This window comes from Bellilinea sp. (assembly GCF_034432615.1).
In the GTDB taxonomy this organism is placed as follows: domain Bacteria; phylum Chloroflexota; class Anaerolineae; order Anaerolineales; family Anaerolineaceae; genus Bellilinea.
In genome coordinates this window covers 15,665-36,787 of the sequence record NZ_DAOUBL010000330.1, presented here as the reverse complement: position 1 = coordinate 36,787, position 21,123 = coordinate 15,665, and the positions used below count along the sequence as shown (strand labels likewise).

Here is a 21,123-nt window from a genome sequence, read left to right as displayed (position 1 = left end):
ATGCCGATTCACCCTGTCGAAACCGCCCGACGTCTGCGCGAAGCCTACATCCGCTACTTGAAAACCATCAAGCCATTTCAGGATGAGCGTCTGCGGGAGGAATTCAGCCGCGTTCTGGAAACGGAAAATATGCTGGTTAAAGGCCCTTATTTGGAACTTACCCCGCCTTTTCGTTCCGGTAAAACCATCCAGCAATTGATGGAAGAGGGGATACTTTCGGCTCGTTTTTCCGCTTTCTGTCATCACGATGGGGGGTTGCGCCCTGACCGTCCGCTTTACTGGCATCAGGAGCAGTCCATCCGCAAGGCGCGCGAAGGCCGTAATCTGGTCATCACCACCGGAACGGGCAGCGGCAAAACCGAATCGTTCTTAATTCCAATTCTGGATGCTCTGGCGCGTGAGGAAGCAGCTGGAACGCTGGAACAACCCGGCGTGCGCGCCTTACTGCTTTACCCCATGAACGCCCTCGCCAACGATCAGATGGAGCGCCTGCGCGGCTACCTGAAAGAATTTCCTCAAATCACCTTTGGGCGTTACGTGGGTGACACGAAACCGACTTATGACAAAGCCCTGGAATTTTACAAGCAAATCAATCAAGGTAAAGAACCACCGGAAAACGAACTCATCAGCCGCGAAGAAATGCAGGCACGGCCGCCGCAAATTTTACTCACCAATTACGCCATGCTGGAATACTTATTGCTGCGCCCGGCGGATACTGCCCTCTTTGATGGCGAAACCGGTCAACACTGGCGCTTCATCGTACTGGATGAAGCGCATGCCTACGACGGTGCGCAGGCAACCGAAATCGCCATGCTGCTTCGCCGTCTGCAAGACCGCGTGACCGGCGGGGGGCAAAAGAAACTGCAAGCCTTTGCGGTCAGCGCCACCCTGGGTGAAGACATCCCTGCCGTACGCGCTCAAATCAGCGAATTTGCTCATAAAATCTTCAATCTGGACTTTGACCCGGAAGATGTAATCTTTGGGCAGCGAGAGCCGCAAAGCAGCCTGTCTGAAGCCTGGGGACGCGGCTCTGCGGAACTGTATGCCCGTCTGGCAAGCCTGGCCGAAGAATACCGCCAAAATCCCAACGCTGCGTTGCCCTCCGCTTTGCCGGAGGCTGACCCCAGGCTGGCCGGAGGTGCGCTTCGATCCGCTCAACGCGCCGAAGAACCGCTTCCTCGATTTTTATACGAAATACTGCGCGGAGATGAGCGGGTTCATCTTCTACGTGGTTTGCTGCAGCAAAAGCCGTTGCCTTTAGATGAAGCCGCGCAGCAGGTTTTGCCCGACCTGCCGGAAAGCGAGGCTCAGCAGGCACTTGCCAATTTGATCTCGGCCGCCATTCTTGCCCGTGAGCGCAAGGATAAACCCCCCTTGCTGCCGGCTCGCTATCACCTTTTTGCCCGCGCGCTGGAAGGCGCCTTCGTCTGCCTGAATGAATCGCATCCCGCTCACCGGCAAGAAAGCAAACCACGTCTATTTCTCACGCGCCAGAAATTTTGCGAACATTGCGGCAGCCGCGTTTTTGAGCTGGCCAACTGCACCCGCTGCGGCACCAGCTATCTGATTGGCGATGAACGCGAAGGGTGCCTGTTGCCCGAAAACGAATTTTCGCCGACCAACCCGCGCGATGAGGAACAAATCTACCTAATCCAAAACAGCGTCATTTATGAGAATGAACTGCAAGCCCGTTCCTTGCGTTATTTCGTCCTGAAGCCGCTGGAAGCCACTGAGGTAGATGAAGATGCGCTGGTCGAAGGCGAGATGGACGTCAGCGGAGAAGCAGACGAAAAAACCGAAGAAGCCCAAATCTGCCCGCGCTGTGGGGCAATTTTTGACCCCGGCCCGAGAACGCCTTGCCGCTGCGGTGTTCCCTTGCGCTCCATCGCTCGCGTAGAAATGAGAAATAAGCACACTTTGGAACGTTGTGTTTCCTGTTCCACCTACGCCAAAGGAGGGGTGATTTTCCGCTTCCTCACCGGTCAGGACGCACCGGTCAGCGTTCTGGCTGGCACGCTGTACCGTGATGTGCCGGAAGCGAAAGAAGGTTCACCCGAACATGACTACCCGGGCGGGGGACGTAAACTTCTGGTGTTCACCGATAGCCGTCAACGGGCAGCCTTCTTTGCTCCTTTCCTGCAGCGCGCCCAGGAACGCCAGTTGCGCCGCCGCCTCATGGTGGAGTCGCTTAAGAATCTTTCCGATGAAGAACCCCTTCGCTTTTCGGATTGGATGGATCTCCTGCTGACCTACGCCAAGAGAGCCAATGTGTTTTCGGAGGAGGAGGATACGCTGCGCGATAAACGCCTGACGATTGCTACCTGGCTGATGCTTGAATTCAGCGGCTTGGATAAGCGCCTCGGACTGGAGGGTGTCGGTTTGCTTTACTTCCGCCCTTTCCGCTCGGCGCGCTGGCAGCCGCCCCAGGAATTGCTGCGCGCCCCGTGGAACTGCTCTTCAGAAGAAGCCTACCGGGTTATCTCCATCCTGCTCAACACATTGCGGCGGCAAGGGGCTGTTTCCTTTTTGCTGGAAGATGAGGATATTCATCTTCTCGACAATGAACAAAAAAGGAATGAATTTCGCCCTCGCGCCCGGTTATTTTATGTGCGCGAATATACTGCAGCCAATTATTCGAAATTTGGCATTTACAGCTGGATGCCTTCCGAACGCTTCAACAACAACCGGCGCGATTATCTGGCGCGTCTGCTGGCAAAGAAAAAAGGAGAAAGAATCCCATCGATAGAATCGATTGAGCAGGCCAGTCAATTGCTCAGCAGGTTATGGAGATACCTTATCTCAGGAACAGGCGGCAACTGGCTTGAAGATGAAACCAAAGAACGGGTTGGTGTGCTTTATCGCCTGCGTCATAAAATGTGGGAAGTCATACCCACCTTCGACGACCTTTCTGTCTGGGCGATTTGCGACACCTGTCAAAATTTGACCGCTTTTGATGTGAACGGGGTTTGTCCAACCTACGGCTGTAAAGGGACCCTTCAACCTCTAGCTCAGCAAGCACATGTTATTCGCGATAACCTGTATCGCTATCAATACCAGAATGAAGCGCCGGTTGTGTTAAAGGCAATGGAACACACCGCCCAGTGGACTTCCACCAAAGCCGCTGCAATCCAGCAGGAATTCATTGTCGGCAAAGTCAATGCGCTGAGTTGTTCCACCACATTTGAGATGGGCGTGGATGTTGGCGACTTGAACGCCGTACTGCTTCGGAATGTGCCGCCCAGCGCCGCCAATTACATCCAACGCGCCGGGCGCGCCGGGCGGCGCAGTGACAGCGTGGCAATGGTGGTTACCTTTGCTCAACGCCGGCAGCACGACTTGACCTTTTATGCTGAGCCGGAACGTATGATTGCCGGAAAAATCCGACCACCCATTGTACCGCTCAAAAATGATAAAATCATCCGCCGGCATCTGCATTCGGTGGCCTTCGCTGCCTTTCTGCGCTGGGTGAAAGTATCCTATGGTTGGGAGTACCGCAGCACCGGCGACTTCTTTGCTCCCCAGGATCCCGCTCGGGATGGGATGAAACTTTTAAAGACCTATCTCCACAAGCATCCGCCGGAGTTGCAAGCCGCCCTCAAGCGCATCACACCCACCGAGGACCCCGAATTACGCCAACGATTGGGCATAGAGGATTGGCGTTGGCTGTCTTATCTGATCGATTCCGAAGAAGCGGTGTTCGATAACGCCGCCCGGACGCTGACCGGTGAATTACAGGAGTTCAAGCGGTTGGAGGAAGAAGAAAAATCCAAAGAAAGACCCAATTACGATTTAACCAAACAATACCAGCGAGTACAAGATACCATCCGAAACCGCGACTTGCTCGGCTACCTCGGTTCCAAAAACGTACTCCCGAAATATGGTTTCCCCACCGATGTGGTAGGTCTGCAAACCGACCATCTTCGCATCCCAGATGCCGATAAAATTGAACTTCAACGCGATCTAAAGCAAGCCATTTCCGAATTTGCACCCGGCGGTCAGGTGGTTGCGGCGGGAAAAATCTGGTACAGCCAGGGCATCAAGCGGTTGCCGGGCAAAGATCCGGTTCCGTATCGGTATGCCATCTGCCAAAGTTGTAAGCGCATTAACATATCCCCCGGCGAAACCCCAATCACGCAGTGTATTTGTGGAGTAATACTTAAAAATACAAGAGAAACCGGCGGCGTATATCTAGTACCAGAACACGGCTTTATCGCGGCAGCCAAAACGGACATCCCCGGTGAAAACCCGCCGGAACGCATTTACGCCAGCCGGGTGTACCTTGCCAATTACATTGTGCCCAACCGTGATCAGCTGACATTCGACCCGCGCAGTGTCTATCCCGATCCTCTTTTTGACTCTGGCGTAGAGGTCTTCAAAGGGTACACACGTAACGCCTATTTAGGATTGGTCAACAACGGCTATGGATCAGGTTTTCGGGTATGCTCGGTTTGCGGCTGGGCTGCTGAAATCGATCCCTCTAATCGAAACAATCCAAGAGAACATACCAATCCGTCAACTCAACAAAAATGCAGTGGTCTTTTGAAAACGTATCACCTCGGGCATCATTTTATGACCGATGTCCTGCAAATTCGCTTTTCAATGCAGATTTTCGGTGAAAGTGAAATTTACTCCCTCCTGTATGCAATCCTCAATGGCGCCAGCGACGCGCTTGAAATTCCTCGCGATGATGTGGATGGAGTGATTTTCTTTCAGGATGGTCAGCCCTCATTCCTGCTTTACGATACCACCCCCGGTGGTTCAGGGCATGTAGAATTGATCTATAATCATCTGCGACCGGCGCTGGAATCGGCCCATAAACGGGTAGCTCAGTGTGAAGGATGTGCGCCAGATACCAGTTGCTATAGTTGTCTGCGCGGTTATATGAATCAAAAATGGCATGATATTTTAGTGCGCGGTGTAGCCGCCCGATTACTGGAAACTGTTTTAGGAAAATAACCAAGATAAGAGGTCAAATGCCAATATTTGAACGTTTTATACGCTATGAATGGGCAGAACGTGCTCTGGAACTGGCTGTGCAAAACCAGTCTCCAAGTCTTCTTCGTCCGTGGTTGGAAGGACAAGGGTTGCGCGGCGATTCCTCCCGCCGTACAGCCAACATTATCACCTGGCTGTGGTTTCCAAAAGATAAAAGCGCTCAATATCTTCAGCAGGAAGCCCTGAATCTTTTTCCTCAGCTCACACTCAAAGAACGCCGTGCACTGCATTGGGGTATGGCTTTGTTTGTTTTTCCTAACTTTCGTCAAACAGCCCAAATTTGCGGTCGCCTGCTCCGCCTTCAGGGGGAATTTTATAAGCAGGATGTGATCGGAAGAGTACTTGAACACCACAGCAATCAGACCACGATGCGGCGCGCCACTGAACGAGTTTTACAAACCATCACCGATTGGGGATTGCTGAGTATTTCAGAAAAAGTTTACCGGCCCTGTCCGCCAGAAACTATTGGGCGCCCGGAACTGTGTAGTTGGCTGCTTATGGGCTTGCTGGCAAACGCCCCCGAGAAGTTCTTCCTGCTCTCTGACCTATCGAATAGTGGCGAATTTTTTCCATTCAGTTTCAGCGACTTTGAGCGCGTATTGCACGAAAATCCCGTTTTTTCATTGCATCGCAATTCATCTGGCGATGAAGTGGTAGGATTGAGCCACTTTGATCTCAAAGAAAACGTAGTATTCCAGAAATAGGGAAGATTGTTCTTGGGACTGCGTTGCCGAGTAGGTAATCCTTTTTCAGTGTTGCCGCTGGCAGTACGGATGCGGCGGCGGTGTTTCAATTGGTGCAAAACATCCGTGAATTCTTCAAAAGACGTATAATCGGTTTGGTGAGTCAGGTCAGTTTCCTGTTTTGTTTTGCGAACCGACAGGATACTTCTGACTTACCACTTTGTTTAAGGTTCAGAATTTTACAGAAACAATGTTACACTAACATGACAAATGGCTAAGGAGTGAAAAATGCAACAATGGGAACATGCACAGTTAGTCTTCACGGAAGAAGGAGTTAAGGTATTTTATTTCACCCCTTATGGAGTAAATGCAGAAAATGCAGTAGTAGATCGAAAAGGAGATTGGCGTGATTGGGTAATGCGCAAAATCGCTAAATTGGGGCAAGACGGTTGGGAAATGGTCAGTGCAAATGATAATTTTTACTGGCAAACCGGCTTTAGATTCTCGATTTGGTTCAAAAGACCATCGTTGTGATCTCTTAAATTTTTGCCAACTAAAATTTGAATCGAGATAATTCGGCTGCTTAAACAACCGATCACTAACCTCAAAACTGAATGAATTGGATGGTGTGCAGCTAGGGGATGAAGTCGTGTTGATCGGAAAACAGGCTACCATTCAGCACACGGCTGAAGACGTTGCCAAAGAATGGGGAACGATTAACAACGATTAACTATGAAGTGGTCTGCGGCATGAAAGACACCGAGTGCCACGCATATTTTCATAACGATTTTAGACAAACCGTTTTTTCTTGGCGCAAGTATCAGGGTGGACACAACATCCTGCGCTGTTTGTCCGCTTTAAATACGCCGCACGTCAAGCGGCAGCGATCAGCTCGGATGGGCTTCAGCACGCCATTCCAGCAGGGAGTAAGGGCAGCCAATTGTGAAATTGCCGCCACCCACACCACCCAAAGCCTGAAAGACACACTGCAGGTCTTCCAGCACGCATCTGCGCAGACGCGCCTAGCTTGAGCTATCCAGCGGGAAGACTCAGGTGCCTTTGTGTGGCAGTTGACCGAACAGAAGTCGGTGCAAGGCTTCAGCATCAATCTGCCCATCTTCTACTGCCGCATACAGGATCGGCCAATAACGTTGAAAGCGCTTGCGCTGGCTCAAGTAGGCAAAAGAAGTAAATGTCCTACCTGACAGGAGAGCATCCAGTGAATCGAAAAGAGCGTCGCAGCGTTACCGAAAGATGCACACATAAACCGCTCGATGAAATTTGATAAGATAGTTGAGGTTCTCTTTGCTTGGAATTTTTGCGTTCAAAATTCCCAGTTTCTACCAAAGGGCGTTTTTGCTCAAGGGCAAGACTGCTCACATTTTTGTCTAAACTCGAGTAAGACGCTAAACCCCCGAAAATGCCCTCAAAATGCCCACTTTCGTAGGTAATAACGAGTCTAAACTGTGTCGCACAAGGTTTTTTTAGCTCTCTCAAAAAGTGCTTTCATCATGGCTGGGCAGTTGTATTTCGGGTGGGGGTGGGATATAATCTAACTGGTCAGACTGGTTAGATAGGAGGTGTGATATGAATATCTGGCAGTTGCAAGAAGCCAAAGCCCGCTTCAGCGAACTGGTCGAGCGCACCCTGCGCAACGGCGCGCAGATCGTTACCCGGCGCGGCAAGAAGGTGGTGGTGCTGCTTTCTTACGAGGAGTACCGCCGCCTGACCGCTCCGCGAGGCAACCTGGCGCAGTTCCTGCTGCAATCCCCGCTGGCCGGATCGGAGCTTCCCATTGAGCGGGATACCAGCTTGCCGCGCCAGGTAGATTTGCGATGAACTACCTGCTGGATACCTGCGTGCTCTCCGAATTCACCCGCCGTCAGCCGGAGGAGCGGGTGGTGCGCTGGCTGGCTCAGGCGGAGGAAGATACACTGTATCTCAGTGTGCTTTCGCTGGGAGAAATTCAGCACGGAATCGAACGGCTTGACGACTCGCCGCGCAAAGAAGTCCTGCGTACCTGGCTGGTGGATGAGTTGATCCCGCGTTTCGACAGACGCATCCTGCCGCTGGACGTTCCAACGATGATCGGTTGGGGTGAACTGGTGGCGCGATTGGAGCGGCAAGGACGCAAGATACCCGTCATGGACAGCCTGATTGCTGCCACTGCACTCGCACACCATCTGACGCTGATCACCCGTAACACGACGGACTTTCTCCACTGCGGTGTGGAACTATTCAATCCATGGGAAATAGCATGAACCCCATAGATGACTTCCTTTCAACCCTTCCAGTCCCCGCACGGTGGCGCGCTACCGCGCCGCGCTGGAAGAATTTACCGCCTTGTACCGCCGAACGAACCATTTGATTGTTCGCTTTGTTGCGCATTTTTTATGAAAGCAACTCAACGTCGTTCTCAAAACTTCGTTTAGTGTAACAATATTTCTGTAAAACTCCGAACCTTAACCAAAGTGATGATCCAATCATGGGATTGAGCAGCCTGTCCAGAAAACTACGCATCCCAAAAACAGCGTGTCCTCCCCAGCAAAAATCTGGGAAGGACACGTTTCTTGAAGATAAATATCAATCGCCGAGGCAGTGGAAGGCAGAATTTCCCGCTCTATTTAATGTTCTCAGCAGTCAGCAAGAGACCGGGTATCAGAACGGATTCGCTCTGGGGTTTCACGCCGTTGAAATAAGCCTCCATAATCTCTGTCGTTTTGGCGGCCATGGCATCAAAATCCTGGGCAACCGATGCAATGAAAGGTCCTTGCTTCTTGATTTCGGCTTTGGCAAAATCGGTTCCGTCAATCCCAACGACTTTAATTTCGTTTCGTCCTGCGGCAAGCATGGCCTGGACCGCTCCTAAAGCAGGTTCATCCCAACCAGCCCAGATACCGGCAATAGAGCCTGATTCGGGATACGCGGTGAGCAAATCTTCGGTGATTTTGCGCGCATTATCCAGTGGTCCGGGCACTTCAATGTGCTTCTTTTCGATCACCTGAATTTCAGGATAAGCGGAAAAGACTTCCGCCGCAGCGGCTGCGCGGGCGCGCACGCCGGGGTGCGGGTCGTGGGTGAACATGACGACATTTCCTTTAGCCCCAATTGCCTTGACCAATGTTTCTGCCGAAAGTTTTCCCAGACTGGCATTGTCGGAAGTCACATTGACCAATACACCCGGTGCATTGCCCGCGTCAATCCCGAACACAGGGATGTTGGCTTTACTGGCCGCTTCCAGACCTTGGGTCATCTGAGCGGGGTCGCCCATTCCCAAAACTATTGCGTCCACTTTTTGGGCCACAGCGTCTTGAATACGGCTGACCAGCAAATTGAAATCTCCGGCAGTATCCGTGACGGTGACGCGCCAGCCCTTGGCCTCTGCTTCGCTTTTGAAGCGGTCAATCACATATTTGGTGGTTTCGTTGGCCATGTAGGGTGTGACGACGGCAATTGTTTTGGTCTGGCTTTGAGCGGGTGCGTTGGGAGAGGGAGCGGGCCCGGCGCAGGCCGTCAAAAGCATCACCAAAATCGCCAAGAAGAAGCCTTTTTGCCAAACATTTATTTTCATAGCTGCCTCCTTTTGTGAGTTAAAAGTTTTCTCCTCCGGTTTGACCGGTTGGATTACAGGGATAAGGATGCAAGAGCCTGAAAACTGCTCTTGAGGTGAGGATATAACGAACTAAAAATTGGGTACAGGCGGTTGTAGCAGGTGACATTTTCGCGGATCGGATACAGGGTGTGTTCGATGGGAAAGTAATCCGCAGGGGTTAAGTTGGGCTGCCAGCCCAAAACTTTGGCGGCCGCCAGAGCGGCGCCGCGTGTTCCTACCTCACCCGGGTCGGCCAGTATAACCACCGGACAGTCAAATACATCGGCAAAGATTTGTCCCCATAGGAGTGAACGTGCTCCTCCGCCGACCAAACTCAACCGCTGGGGTGCATGTTCCGAAGGCATGCTATCGCGGATCGTTCGCATAGCAAAAGCGACGCCTTCCAGCACGGCACGGTACATCTCCTGACGGGCAGTGGAAAGGGACAGCCCAAAAAATACACCGCGCGCGTTGGGGTCTCGAAAGGGGGAGCGCTCACCGTTCAGGTACGGCAAAAATAAGACGCCGTTGCTGCCGGGGGCTGCTTTTGCGGCTAAATGCGTCAACTTTTCATAACTTGTCAGGTTTTCTAAAGCGGTGCTGCTCTCTAAACCGCCAAACTGTTGGGCAAGCCACTCGAAATTGCCGGCCGCCGTGAGCATCGGGCCGATTAAGATCAGCCGTTTTCCATCCGGATGACGCAAGTTGAAGATGCCGCTGCGCGGGTCAACCGGGGGGGAGTCGAAGACTGCTGCCAGCCATCCGCTAGTGCCCAGATATACATACCAGCAGCTGCCTTCACCGGCCGCTGCGCCGATGGTCGCTGCCGCCGCATCTCCAACACCGTGAAAAACCGGCAGGCCCTCCGGCAAACCGGTTGCTTCCCCAGCCGATCTGCTGACCCTGCCGGCCGGCTGTTCGTAAGGAAGCAAATCCGGCAGCCAATCACAGCGCAGTTGCAGTTGGGTCATCAGGCTTTCGGCCCACTGATTGCGGTTAAGATCAAACAAACCGGTGGTTGATGCGGTGGTGTAATCGGTTACCGCTGCTCCGCATAAACGGTAGGTAATGTAATCATGTGCGCCGATCAGAATCCTCTCGGCGGATGTGTAGAATTCCGGCGAATGCTCCCGCAGCCAGAGGAGTTTTGCCAGCAGGCTGGAAGCATCCTGCAGGTTGCCGGTAACCCGGATGAGGGTTTCCTCGCCTATCTGTTCGTAAATCTGGTTTGCTTCTTGAACGGCGCGTAAATCGGAATACAGGATCGCTGGTGCAAGCACATTTTGACTGTCCAAGAGAATCAAATCTTGCATTTGACCGGTCAGTACGACGGCTGAAAGTTCCGATTTTTTGTGATAGGCATCCAGCAGGCTGCGAATACACTGTTGGGTGGCCTGCCACCAATCGCTGGGGGATTGTGTTACTTCAGGACCTTGTTTGAAGAGCGGATAGGTTGCCGAAACGCTGGCATAAATTTTCCCATTGCAATCTACTACCGCCGCTTTGGCGGCTGTTGTCCCAATATCCAGGGCAATTACGGTTTGCATTTTTACTGCTCCTTATGAAGAAACAGCTGCCTGGGAAAGGCTGTAAAGCAGGTCCTGTAACGCGGCACAGCCCTGTTCAGCTGCTTGTACAAATGCGGTGCCGACAATCACGCCATCCGCGCCCATTCTGCGCAGGCGTTCCACATCTTCAGAACAACGCACGCCAAATCCAACAGCCACAGGCAGCGGTTTGCCTGTAATTTTTCGAATCCTTTCAATCCGGCGGCCGATCTGATCACCGAATTCTCCCTCGCTTCCGGTTGGCGCATTGCGGCTTTGAAGGTACAAAAAACCTTCAGCAGCATTGATGACTTGCATGACTGCCTGCCTTTGCATGTTTGCAGAAAGGAATCCGATGGGGGCAATTCCTTGTCTTTTTGCCTGATCGGCCATCTTCAACCAATCCGCTAATTGCACCCCCACCGGCAGTATGCCGGCAACTTCAGCCTGCAAGCATTGCTCCAGTAAGCAGTGGTAGGAAATCTGGCTGAGGACATCCGGGTAAAAAATAAGGGTGGCGGTTCGATGGGAATGTTGAAGCAGTTGTTGGGTTTGAATAAGCGCTGTTTCCACATTGATTCCGTGCTGAATGGACTTCTCAATCGCCCTGCGGATAATCGCTCCATCAAAGTAAGGGTTGTTTGACGGAAGGCCGATCTCTAGCATGTCCAACCCCGCTTCAAAAGCGCATTCGGCTAATTTCAAGAAGGAGGATGAATCTGGATAACCGGCTGGAAGATAGCCGATCAACGCGATGCGGTTTTCTTTTCTGGCTTTCTCAAATGCCTGTGTAATCCGGTTCATAGCTGGATTGACCTTTTGCGGGATAAACTGGATAGAAGGACGGCAAAGATGATAATCATTCCGGTCAGAATGGATTGGACGTATGAATTCACACCGAGGATGTTCATGCCGTTGCCGAGAACGCCCATGATCAGCACGCCCAACAGCGTTCCGAGGACATGCGGCTCACCTTCCCGAAAGGCAGTTGCTCCAAGAAAGACTGCCGCGGCAGCATTAAGCATAAAGGGATTACCGGCTTGCGGATGAGCGGAAAAGAGCCGGCTGGTGAGGATAATCCCGGCGAGGGCCGCGCCTAAACCGGAAAGCATGAAAGCGGTCAGGCGCAGGCGCTGGACGGGAATGCCGGCCAGATAAGAGGCCTGCGGGTTGCCGCCGATGGCGTACAACTGCCTGCCAAACACGGTCTGCTCCATCAGCAGCCAGGCGATGAATACTACCAACGCCATGATCATGACCGAGACAGGAATAACCCCAAGTGATCCTTGCCCCAACCAGCGGAAGGTTTCGGGAATGTTGGAAAAGATGGTTGCTCCGTTGGTGTACAGCAGTGCCATTCCGCCGTAAGCGGTCATGGTTGCCAGCGTAGCCACAAAGGCGGAAAGACCGCCGTAAGCAACCAGAACCCCGTTGATCAAACCACCCAGCGCGCCTACCGTCATGGCTGCAAGACAGGCAGGCAAAACCGGCCAACCGCGGTTTGCCATCAAATCGGCTGTGACTACGCCGGCCAGACTGGCAAGCGTGCCCACAGAAAGGTCAAAATCACCGGTGACCATGACAATCGTGACCATTGCCGAAACAATTGCAAGCGTAGCCACCTGTTCGATGATATTACTCCAATTGCGAAAGGTCAAAAAGGTAGTGGGACGCAGCAGGGAAAAGACAAAAATCAATGCCATAAAACCGAACAGCGTACCCCATCTGCGCAGCCAGAGGGCAGGCGCAGCGTTTTTTATAGGAATTTGGGGTGGTTGCACACTGGTAAGGGGCTGTTCTTTGGTCATTTTCTTCCTCCGTAACAATCGTGTAAAACCATCTCTTGAGAAGCCTGTAATGCGTTGATTTCGGAAATCTGACGGCCTTCGCGCAGAACGATAATTCGGTCGGCCAGCCCTAACACCTCGCTCAAGTCTGAAGACACCAACACGACTCCCATTCCATCTGCGGCCAGTTCGCGAATAATGCGGTAAATTTCAAAACGCGCTCCAACATCTACGCCGCGGGTTGGTTCATCCAGCAGCAATAAACGGGGACGCTTCAACAACCAACGCGCAAAAACCACTTTTTGCTGGTTTCCTCCAGAAAGTTGTGCGGCTTTTTGTTTGAGGGAAACGGCTTTGAGGTTGACCTGGCGGCTGACGCCTTGTGCAGCAGCTGTTTCCAGTGCCGCATTCAGTACAAAGGATGCGGAGGTGAACGTGCGTAAAAACGGCAAAGAGATGTTTTCGTGAATAGCGCGGTTCAAGATCAGCCCTTGGGTGCGGCGTTCTTCTGGGACCAGCGCTATGCCGGCGCGAATGGCGTCCGCCGGACTGCGGGGTTGAAATCTCCTTCCAAAGAGCCGGATTTCACCTCCTTCGGGTTGGGCTGCGCCGTACAGCATGTGCAGCACTTCGCTGCGCCCGGCGCCTACCAGACCGGCCAGCGCAACAATTTCGCCTTCGCGCACCTCAAAGGATACCCCCTGGACAATGCCTCCTTTCAGATTGCGCACCTCTAAAATAATTTCGCCCGGTGCAGAATAAGAAGGAGGGATACTTTCCTTGAGCTCGCGGCCGATCATGCTGCGGATGAGGTCGGTTTGGGTTACTTCCTGAATGGCGAAGGTGCCGATCACGCTGCCGTCGCGCATCACGGTGACGCGGTCGCTGATTTCAAAAATTTCATTCAGACGGTGAGAAACATAGAGAATGGTTTTGCCGCGCGATTTGAGCTGACGAATTACCTGAAATAAATGACGAATTTCTTCGTCGCTCAATGAAGCGGTAGGTTCGTCCATCACAAAAATCAGCGCTTCGCCGGCAAAGGCTCGGGCAATCGAAATCATTGCCTGACCACCGCGTGAAAGACGGCTGACCGGCACATCCACCGGCGTATCGGCGCCCAGCTCAGACAGAATCTGTTTGGCACGATTAAAGAGCGTCTCCCAGGCAACCATTCCAAAGCGGTTGGTTGGATACGGACGACCTAAAAAGATATTTTCCGCTCCGTTGAGGTAGGGGATGAGGTTAAGCTCCTGATGGATGAAAGACAGGCCGTAACGATAAGCATCCAATCCACTGGTCAGTTCCAGCCGCTTTCCGTTGAGAAAAAGGTTGCCCGAGTCTGGACGGACGACACCGGCCATGATTTTGATCAGGGTAGATTTACCGGCGCCGTTTTCTCCAACTAATGCGTGAACCTCTCCCGGCATAAGGGAAAGCGAAGCGCGGTTAACCGCCAAGACGCCGGGATACTGCTTAACTATCTCTTTTACTTCCAAAACAGGCTGCATCATTCACTAATCCCTAAAAAGTCGGTTCAGAAGGTGGAAGGAGAAGGGACAGGATATCAGAGTTTTCATGCGAAAGGAGGTGAAATTGATAGCGGGTGCGCGTGCCAAATCGTTCAGCAGTCACAACGAAGGAATCGGCTGGCAGGAAGGCTTCGTCATAAATAATTGGCGAAGCGTTGAGGTGAAAGCTGACCCGCATGGAGAGCAAAGCCGGCTCGTTTGGCTGACGCTCCAACAGAGAGGCTTGTTCCTCGTTGAGCAGAACGGGTTTGAGAATTTCGCGCGCATCGGTGATCAGCACGCCAGCCGACTGCTGCAGGTGTTCGTATAATGACAGGTTGGGTTGATAGGTTTGCGCGCAGTTCACAAATTGGTGCGAAAGATAGGAGTGTTGTAAGACAATCGGCTTGCCGCGGAAAACTCGCAAGCGGTTAATTTGCACCAGGGGTTGTTTGACGGGAAGTTGCAGCAGCCGGCTGATCTCCACATTCAATACCGGGTAATTGACGGAGAGCAGCTCCGTTTCAACGGCCAGGTTATGCCGGCTCATCTCGCTGGAAAATCCGAGCAGTTGAATGGAATTTTCTTGAAAAGAAGACGGATTGACGAAAGAACCGCTGCCGTGTTCGGTGCGGATCAGGTTTTCTTCTTCCAAAAGGCGGATCGCCTGGCGGACGGTAGAGAGCGTTGTGCGATAGTGATCGGCTAATTCTCGCTGACTGGGCAGTTTTTGATTGGCAGAAAGCGAGTGCTGAACAATCTGCCGGCGCAGTGCGTTGGCAATTTGCACATAACGGGGGATCGTTCGGTTAGACATTATTATTGTTCTGGAATTCTAGAGTTCTAGAACAGATTATAGAGAAAGTTCAGGTCAAAGTCAAGTATGAAGTTTTCAAGAGGCTGATGTTGGGACATGAGATCGGACAAAAGGAAAGAGAGAAGCCTCAAGAATTGGTAAACTTGATTTTCCACAAGAAAACCACCAATCTCGAGGCTTCATGGACAAGTTTATCAAGATTCAGCGATTTATGCAGCAATTATTTGATGAGGTGCAGCCGAGATCGGACAAGCCATTCTGGCAGCCCAATCGATACGATTGACGGATATAGCAGCAAAGATGCCGGGCAACAGGGAAGCGAGCTACAAACGTATCCAACGATTTCTGAAGGTCACCGATCCGCGAGAAAATCTATGGCGATTATTTCAAGAGGAAGCCGACTTTGTGATCGGCGACCCGACCGAAATTGAACGACCGCAGGCATGGAAAACGCCGTATGTAGGGAAGCTGAAAGACGGCAAAAGGAGAGGTTTCTGGGCGATGGTGTTGGCTACGCCGTATCGTGGGCGAGCCATCCCGTGTGGATTGGTGACCTATTCATCCAGGACGATTGCCGAAAATGGCGATTCGCGCAATTTGAACCACTTCCGCGCTTTTGAAGGTTTGAAAGACCTGTTGGGGGAGCGTGCCTTAGTGCTGGATCGAGAGTTCAGTTACCTGGAATTGCTGCTCCGATTGGAGAAAGAACGGCTTCATTTTGTCATCCGCTTGAATTTGAGAAATCATCCGCCCAAATTCTATGATCAAGATGGTAAGGAGGTCACACTAACCATTGCACCGGGAGAGACCGTCATCCATCCAGGGGTGTGGTATATGGGCAAAGTGCGGGTCAATCTGATCGGGACGTGGAAAAAGGGATTTTCAGAAGCCATGTGGGTCATGACTGACCTCGAAGCAAAAGAAGGTTTGCGGATTTACTTTGCCCGTATGAAGATTGAAGAAAGTTTCCGCGACCTGAAAAGCCTTTTGGACATGACCAAACTGATGAATAAACAACAAACCTACATGGAAAAGATGCTGGCTCTCTTGCTCCTGGTATATGCCATCGCTCTGATGCTGGGTGAGGCTATCCGCGATCATCTCTATGGTGAGGTCCTGACTGAAAATGAGCCGGTGCTTGAAAAAGACCGGTTGCCCGGTTCACTGAACAAAAAGAAGGGCAAGAAGTGGAGACGCTATTCGGGTTTATTTATCCTGCTGAAACAGAAATGGCCTATCTCCAAAACCGACCGCCGTGCCATTTTCGATGATGTTTTCGCAGCGTTTATCGCCCTTGTTCAACACCCTGTCCGAACTCATGTCTGAACTTCAGGACTACTATATTGCATTGGAGGCGGTTATGCCCGAATACGTAGGAATACGGACGCTCAAAGCCAAAACGGTAGAGATTGTCCGCAATGTCCAGCGGGGAATGCGTAACGTGGTGTACATTTGTGGGCGTCCTGCGGGGCTGCTTATCCCCACCGAGCCGGTTCCCGAACCGCCTGAACAGGATTGGTGGGAGGCTCTCTATCAGGCCGGCAACCTGCCGGAGTGGAAAACCCAACGGACAACGGACGAACTGCTGGATGAGGTGAGAGGATGAGCCCCGTGACGATAAATCCCAGCGTGTGGATCAATGCGTTTCGACCGGAGAAAAAGGCAGTCGGGAAAGCTTGGCCTTTCTGGAATAAATTCGCCAGTCCCTTGAGCCGATGGTCTCTCCCATTCTCTTGCTGCCTAAATTGGGTGCCGTGCTGGCAAGAGGCGACGAGAAAAAGGAAAATGTCCTGCACTATGTGCAAAGTGTGAAAGCATTAACTCATCAAGTTTGGGTTTTGCTGGACTAAACTACGGCACAGACGGCAGTTGAACTGGCTGAACAATGCAAACTTGGTGTAGCGGATGCGGTGTACGGAGTAGTTGCATTGCGGTTTGGTTCCTTTTTGGTGATCCGAGACCGGGACCAGTTAGACCGCTTGAAATAAGTCGTTCCGGTTAATTTTCCCAAAGAGTTGGTGTAATAACTCTCGTATTTGTCTTGCCATTCTCAACCAGCTTACGGCCTCAAATTCATTTGTTCCCGCTGGGCCGAAAAAAACACCTCGTTGAAAAAATTTTTATATACGCGTGAAAATTCTTCACGCGATGACGATTTTGCAACCCGTTTTTCTGTGCTGCCGCTGGTAGTGCGGATGTGGTAGCAGCCTTCCATCTGGGGCAAAATATCCGCAGTTTATCTAAAAAGGTATTCCGGCTTTGGTGAGTCAGGTCAGTTTCCTGTTTTGTAAAACTATTCAATTTTGTCAAGGTTCAGAATTTCACAGAAACAATGTTACACTAATTTTTCAAACCAAAAAACGAATAATTTTGTTATAATTACTGTATTCTTAATCAAAAGGTGGAAAGTCAATCTTCGGTTTGTAACCATTCTAGAATAGTAATCGTAGGGAGGATTCGATCTAATGGAAATTAAACGTCCCGGTGGTGAAATAGCATCTAGGCCTTTGCATTTTATCTGGATTGCAGACTGTTCGGGTTCTATGTCTTATGAAGGAAAGATTGAATCCCTGAACAATGCAATTCGTGAGGCGATACCTCATATGAGAAAAGTTGCTCAGGAAAATCCATTTGCCCAAGTGCTTGTCAGGGTTGTTAAGTTTTCTAACGGTGCGGAGTGGCACATTGCCCAACCCACTCCGGTTGATCAGTTTAACTGGGAGGACTTGACCGCATCAGGCCAAACAGATATGGGGCACGCCCTAAAACTGGTTTCCGATCAGTTAAAAATTCCGCCGATGTCCGAGCGGGCTTTGCCACCCGTGTTGGTTTTGATCTCTGATGGACAGCCTACGGATGATTTTTCCAGTGGTTTGAAAACATTGCTTGATTTGCCTTGGGGGAAGAAAGCAGTGCGCATTGCTATTGCAATTGGTAACGATGCCAATCTGGATGTATTGAAAAAATTTATCGGTCATCCTGAAATTCAACCCTTGCAAGCCAATAATCCGGAAACACTGGTCAAGTACATTAAATGGGTTTCTACAGCTGTCCTGCAATCTGCCTCATCACCAGCCAGCCAGTCAAGTGGTGTTATTTCCACAAATGTACCCATACCACAACCCCCGCCTGATATAAGCTCAACCGATGAAGTTTGGTGATGATGTCTGGTAAGGTGTAATGTTGGACAACACCATTTATTCACAAAATTGGCGTCTGATTGGAAAAAGCGTAACTGGCGCTGTTCATCAATTGCACAACAAAACAAGTCAGGATTGCTTCAAAATCCACAATGAAGAACCGCTTATTCTGGCAGTTGCGGATGGACACGGCAGTCAGAACAGCCCTTTTAGCGATCTTGGCGCTCAATTAGCTGTTGAAGTTGGGGTGGATACCTGCCTGAAATTCTACAATCATGCCAAACAATCCAATCTAAAATTGGATATGATTAAACAAATGGCAGAGGAAGAACTTCCAAAGATCATTGTCAAGGAGTGGGTACAAAAAGTAACAGACGACTATCAAAGCCGCCGGGATATTATTGAAGGATCTCTCGATATCGGGTCTTTACTGGTCAAGTACGGTAGCACCTTATTAATTGCGCTGCTTTCCCCTAACTTTCATATCTATCTTCAACTGGGTGATGGCGATATTCTCTTGGTGGACGAGAAAGGTATCGTTTCATCTCCAATTTCAAGGGATCAACGGTTAATAGGAAACCAAACCACATCTCTGTGCTCTCCAGAGGCTTGGAAAGAGATTCGCACCGCATTTTTCTCCTCCCATGAACCGCTGCCTGCTTTAATATTACTTGCCAGTGATGGCTATTCTAATTCTTACAAAAGTGAAGCAGATTTCCATAAAGTTGGACAGGATTATCACTTCCTCGCTCAGAAATACGGCATAAAACTAATTGAGGAGAAGCTGGAGGAGTGGCTGCATGAGGTTTCGGCTCAGGGCAGCGGAGATGATATTACAGCGTGTCTGGCTTTTCGCTCAATGATTTATCCTGGAGATGATCAAGTAAATACCGATGACGCCGACAAAAAATCCAGCGCTTGTTCTTCAGCAGATATTCAGTCAGTTCGGGAGTGATCTACTCCAAGATCGTCAAAAATTAATAGGGTTAATCCTTGATTATTTTGGTGGAGATCGGCTGGCTCTCTTACTTATTAAGTCCATAGACGAAGGGGTGTTAGACAAAATCTTGGAATTGGGAGGCAGTCAGGCGGATCCACTTACGCTAAGCCACTTGGAAAAATCTTTGCACGAGAAAAAAGCCTGGGACAAAGACTTTGCCAGGCAAGTTGTTGAAACATGGCAAAAAGGTTTAGAAGGGTTGCTGCATCCCTCTTCTCCTATTCATCCCCCTGATCAGTCGTCCCTCGTTTTTCAAGGAATAGCATTCTCTCCAATTCTTGAAAAAGTTGGCATGGAGAAGCAGTGGGGAAAAGGTCAGTTTATAACCGGTTTTGGAATTGACCAAGATCACCTGCTACTGGTTTTCACGGGGGGCATTGGCATCTTTCGCAAAGGCAACGCTCTACCCCTTGGTTGGATTGTAACAGCGGTTGTTTCAGCAGCCTTGTCTCCGAACGCTCTATTGCTTGCAGTCGGTTTGCCGAATGGAGCAATTGAATTGTGGAAGGTTAATGAAGGACATTGCTCTCAAATGTTAGAGCTGCATGAATCATCTGTTAGGACCTTGGAGTTTTCCGAGGATGGGCGTTTTCTGGCATCCGGCGATGAGACTGGCAAGATTGTATTATGGGAAACAATTAGTGGTTGGCCGGCTCGGCAGTGGGAAAGCACCGATGGAGCGGTGCTGAGCCTTGCTTTTAAACCCGGCAGCGAGCAACTCATCAGCGCGTCTAGCCGTGGTATAGTTCAAAATTGGCATCTAGCGAGCGGTGATTTGTTGGGCGTTTTACCTGTTCAAAGCCAGATTTTCACGATGGCTTATTCGCCGAATGGGAGGTTTCTGGCAATGGGGGATAATCGCCAACGGCTATCTTTGTGGAATTGGGGATCGGAATTTGTTGCGAGGCACATTGATGAGCAGTCTGATTCTTTGCGGAGAGTAAGGTTTTTGTCGGATAATCGCTTAATTTCAATCAGCGACCAAACTATAAATGTTTGGGAAATTCCAGACAGTCGCTTGATGATGCGTCGGGATGCTGCTGCATTTAAGTCACTTGATGCCATCGTTCTTCCACAGGACGATATTCTGATTGTCGAAACAGATGGACTTGCCCTCCAGGTTTGGGCTGACGAGGGCCAGACTCCTTGGCTTACCATTGAGAAAGAGTTTGAAGCAGTTGGAAAAATCGCTTTTTCTCCCAGAGATGAAATGCTGGCATTTGCCGACGGTCGGAAAATTCAACTTATCCATTACCATGATGGTAGTCAAGATACCAAACTGGAGAAACATCGTTTTGAAATTCTTGATCTCGCATTTTCACCGGATGGACGGTATCTGATCTCCTGTGCGGCAGATGGTATCCTGCATTTGTGGGATGCTGTTAGCAGGAAGCCTTTAAGATTATTGTGGAAACACAACGATTGGTTGAACACGGTCTCTTTTGCACCGGATGGCAGTAAGATTGCGGTTGGAGGGGAGGATGCTCTGATAACGTTGTTCTCTTTGCCAGAAGGTAAAAAAGTGCGTCAGTGGCTGACCCAATCGGCTGTTAAGGTACTGGCTTACATGCCAGACGGCCGCCGTCTTGCAGCAGGTGGGGAAGATGGCTCTGTAACAATCTGGAGCTCCGAGAGAGGGGAAAAAATTTTTTCTGAGCGTTCTTGTGAGACCCCAGTCACTGCAGCCGCTGTCAGCGCAAACGGACACTGGCTGGTGAGCGGCTATGAAGATGGAACGATACAGATTTTCAACCTTTCCAAAGGTATGGAACTACACTATCGAAAATTTCCCAACCGTGTGACGGGAATCGCCATTCATCCAAAAAGAGATTTGCTTGCGGTTGGCTGTGGTGATGGAAGTGTTTGGTTTTTTCTACCCGATATTTATGATCAAGATCAGCGTTTGAAGGTGGATATCGAGCCGGTTAATGCCCTGGCTTTTTCGCCAAGCGGTGACCTGCTAGCCGTTGCCTGCGGCGGATGTAAAATTATGCTCTTTGGGGTAAATGATAATTTCTACCGCAATATATTTTCTTTACCAAGGAGATAAC

The 21,123-nt window shown here is 50.7% G+C and carries 17 protein-coding genes; 11 read left to right on the top strand and 6 right to left on the bottom strand.

Translation table 11 applies throughout. The features are described from left to right. The 6 genes from VAE48_RS14935 to VAE48_RS14910 all read left to right on the top strand — a co-directional run bounded on the left by VAE48_RS14935 (position 1) and on the right by VAE48_RS14910 (position 7,939). Entirely contained in the window at positions 1 to 4,956 is a 4,956-nt protein-coding gene (locus VAE48_RS14935) for a DEAD/DEAH box helicase (RefSeq protein ID WP_322794130.1), read from the top strand. 17 nt (positions 4,957 to 4,973) lie between these two features. Further along, positions 4,974 to 5,699: a hypothetical protein gene (locus tag VAE48_RS14930; protein ID WP_322794129.1), complete on the top strand. Its 726-nt coding sequence runs from the start codon at positions 4,974 to 4,976 to the stop codon at positions 5,697 to 5,699. Positions 5,700 to 5,966: 267 nt separating this feature from the next. Beyond that, on the top strand, positions 5,967 to 6,212 hold the full coding sequence (locus tag VAE48_RS14925) for a hypothetical protein (protein ID WP_322794128.1): 246 nt from the start codon (positions 5,967 to 5,969) through the stop codon (positions 6,210 to 6,212). A gap of 215 nt (positions 6,213 to 6,427) precedes the next feature. After that, positions 6,428 to 6,709, top strand: a complete 282-nt coding sequence (locus tag VAE48_RS14920; protein WP_322794127.1) for a hypothetical protein — start codon at positions 6,428 to 6,430, stop codon at positions 6,707 to 6,709. Positions 6,710 to 7,265: 556 nt separating this feature from the next. Then, positions 7,266 to 7,517: a type II toxin-antitoxin system Phd/YefM family antitoxin gene (locus VAE48_RS14915; RefSeq protein WP_322794126.1), complete on the top strand. Its 252-nt coding sequence runs from the start codon at positions 7,266 to 7,268 to the stop codon at positions 7,515 to 7,517. Next, positions 7,514 to 7,939 (top strand): type II toxin-antitoxin system VapC family toxin, encoded by a 426-nt coding sequence (locus VAE48_RS14910; protein WP_322794125.1) that lies wholly within the window; start codon positions 7,514 to 7,516, stop codon positions 7,937 to 7,939. Before VAE48_RS14915 ends, VAE48_RS14910 begins: the two co-directional genes overlap by 4 nt. Positions 7,940 to 8,298: 359 nt before the next feature. On the opposite strand, the gene VAE48_RS14905 is transcribed toward VAE48_RS14910, so the two are convergent. From VAE48_RS14905 to VAE48_RS14880, 6 genes are read right to left on the bottom strand one after another with little or no spacing between them, the layout of a single operon-like run. Further along, complete coding sequence (locus VAE48_RS14905; RefSeq protein WP_322794124.1) at positions 8,299 to 9,249, bottom strand: sugar ABC transporter substrate-binding protein; 951 nt, start codon at positions 9,247 to 9,249, stop codon at positions 8,299 to 8,301. A gap of 53 nt (positions 9,250 to 9,302) precedes the next feature. Further along, positions 9,303 to 10,817, bottom strand: a complete 1,515-nt coding sequence (locus VAE48_RS14900; protein ID WP_322794123.1) for an FGGY-family carbohydrate kinase — start codon at positions 10,815 to 10,817, stop codon at positions 9,303 to 9,305. A 12-nt stretch (positions 10,818 to 10,829) separates the two neighbouring features. Then, entirely contained in the window at positions 10,830 to 11,621 is a 792-nt protein-coding gene (gene trpA / locus VAE48_RS14895) for a tryptophan synthase subunit alpha (RefSeq protein ID WP_322794122.1), read from the bottom strand. After that, complete coding sequence (locus VAE48_RS14890) at positions 11,618 to 12,625, bottom strand: ABC transporter permease (protein ID WP_322794121.1); 1,008 nt, start codon at positions 12,623 to 12,625, stop codon at positions 11,618 to 11,620. The genes trpA and VAE48_RS14890 overlap by 4 nt, the downstream gene beginning before the upstream one ends. Continuing rightward, positions 12,622 to 14,118: a sugar ABC transporter ATP-binding protein gene (locus VAE48_RS14885; RefSeq protein WP_322794120.1), complete on the bottom strand. Its 1,497-nt coding sequence runs from the start codon at positions 14,116 to 14,118 to the stop codon at positions 12,622 to 12,624. The genes VAE48_RS14890 and VAE48_RS14885 overlap by 4 nt, the downstream gene beginning before the upstream one ends. 10 nt (positions 14,119 to 14,128) lie before the next feature. Next, entirely contained in the window at positions 14,129 to 14,932 is an 804-nt protein-coding gene (locus VAE48_RS14880) for a GntR family transcriptional regulator (RefSeq protein ID WP_322794119.1), read from the bottom strand. A gap of 300 nt (positions 14,933 to 15,232) precedes the next feature. On the opposite strand from VAE48_RS14880, the gene VAE48_RS14875 reads away from it, so the two are divergent. From VAE48_RS14875 to VAE48_RS14855, 5 genes are all read left to right on the top strand, one after another. Further along, complete coding sequence (locus VAE48_RS14875; protein WP_322794118.1) at positions 15,233 to 16,258, top strand: transposase; 1,026 nt, start codon at positions 15,233 to 15,235, stop codon at positions 16,256 to 16,258. A 34-nt stretch (positions 16,259 to 16,292) separates the two neighbouring features. Further along, on the top strand, positions 16,293 to 16,538 hold the full coding sequence (locus tag VAE48_RS14870; RefSeq protein WP_322794117.1) for a hypothetical protein: 246 nt from the start codon (positions 16,293 to 16,295) through the stop codon (positions 16,536 to 16,538). Between the two features lie 865 nt (positions 16,539 to 17,403). Continuing rightward, entirely contained in the window at positions 17,404 to 18,093 is a 690-nt protein-coding gene (locus VAE48_RS14865) for a vWA domain-containing protein (RefSeq protein ID WP_416181060.1), read from the top strand. 19 nt (positions 18,094 to 18,112) lie between these two features. After that, the gene (locus VAE48_RS14860) at positions 18,113 to 19,027 is read left to right on the top strand and encodes a PP2C family serine/threonine-protein phosphatase (RefSeq protein ID WP_322794115.1); all 915 of its coding nucleotides are present in this window, start codon (positions 18,113 to 18,115) and stop codon (positions 19,025 to 19,027) included. Next, entirely contained in the window at positions 18,966 to 21,122 is a 2,157-nt protein-coding gene (locus VAE48_RS14855; protein WP_322794114.1) for a WD40 repeat domain-containing protein, read from the top strand. The genes VAE48_RS14860 and VAE48_RS14855 overlap by 62 nt, the downstream gene beginning before the upstream one ends. Position 21,123: the final 1 nt, after the last annotated feature.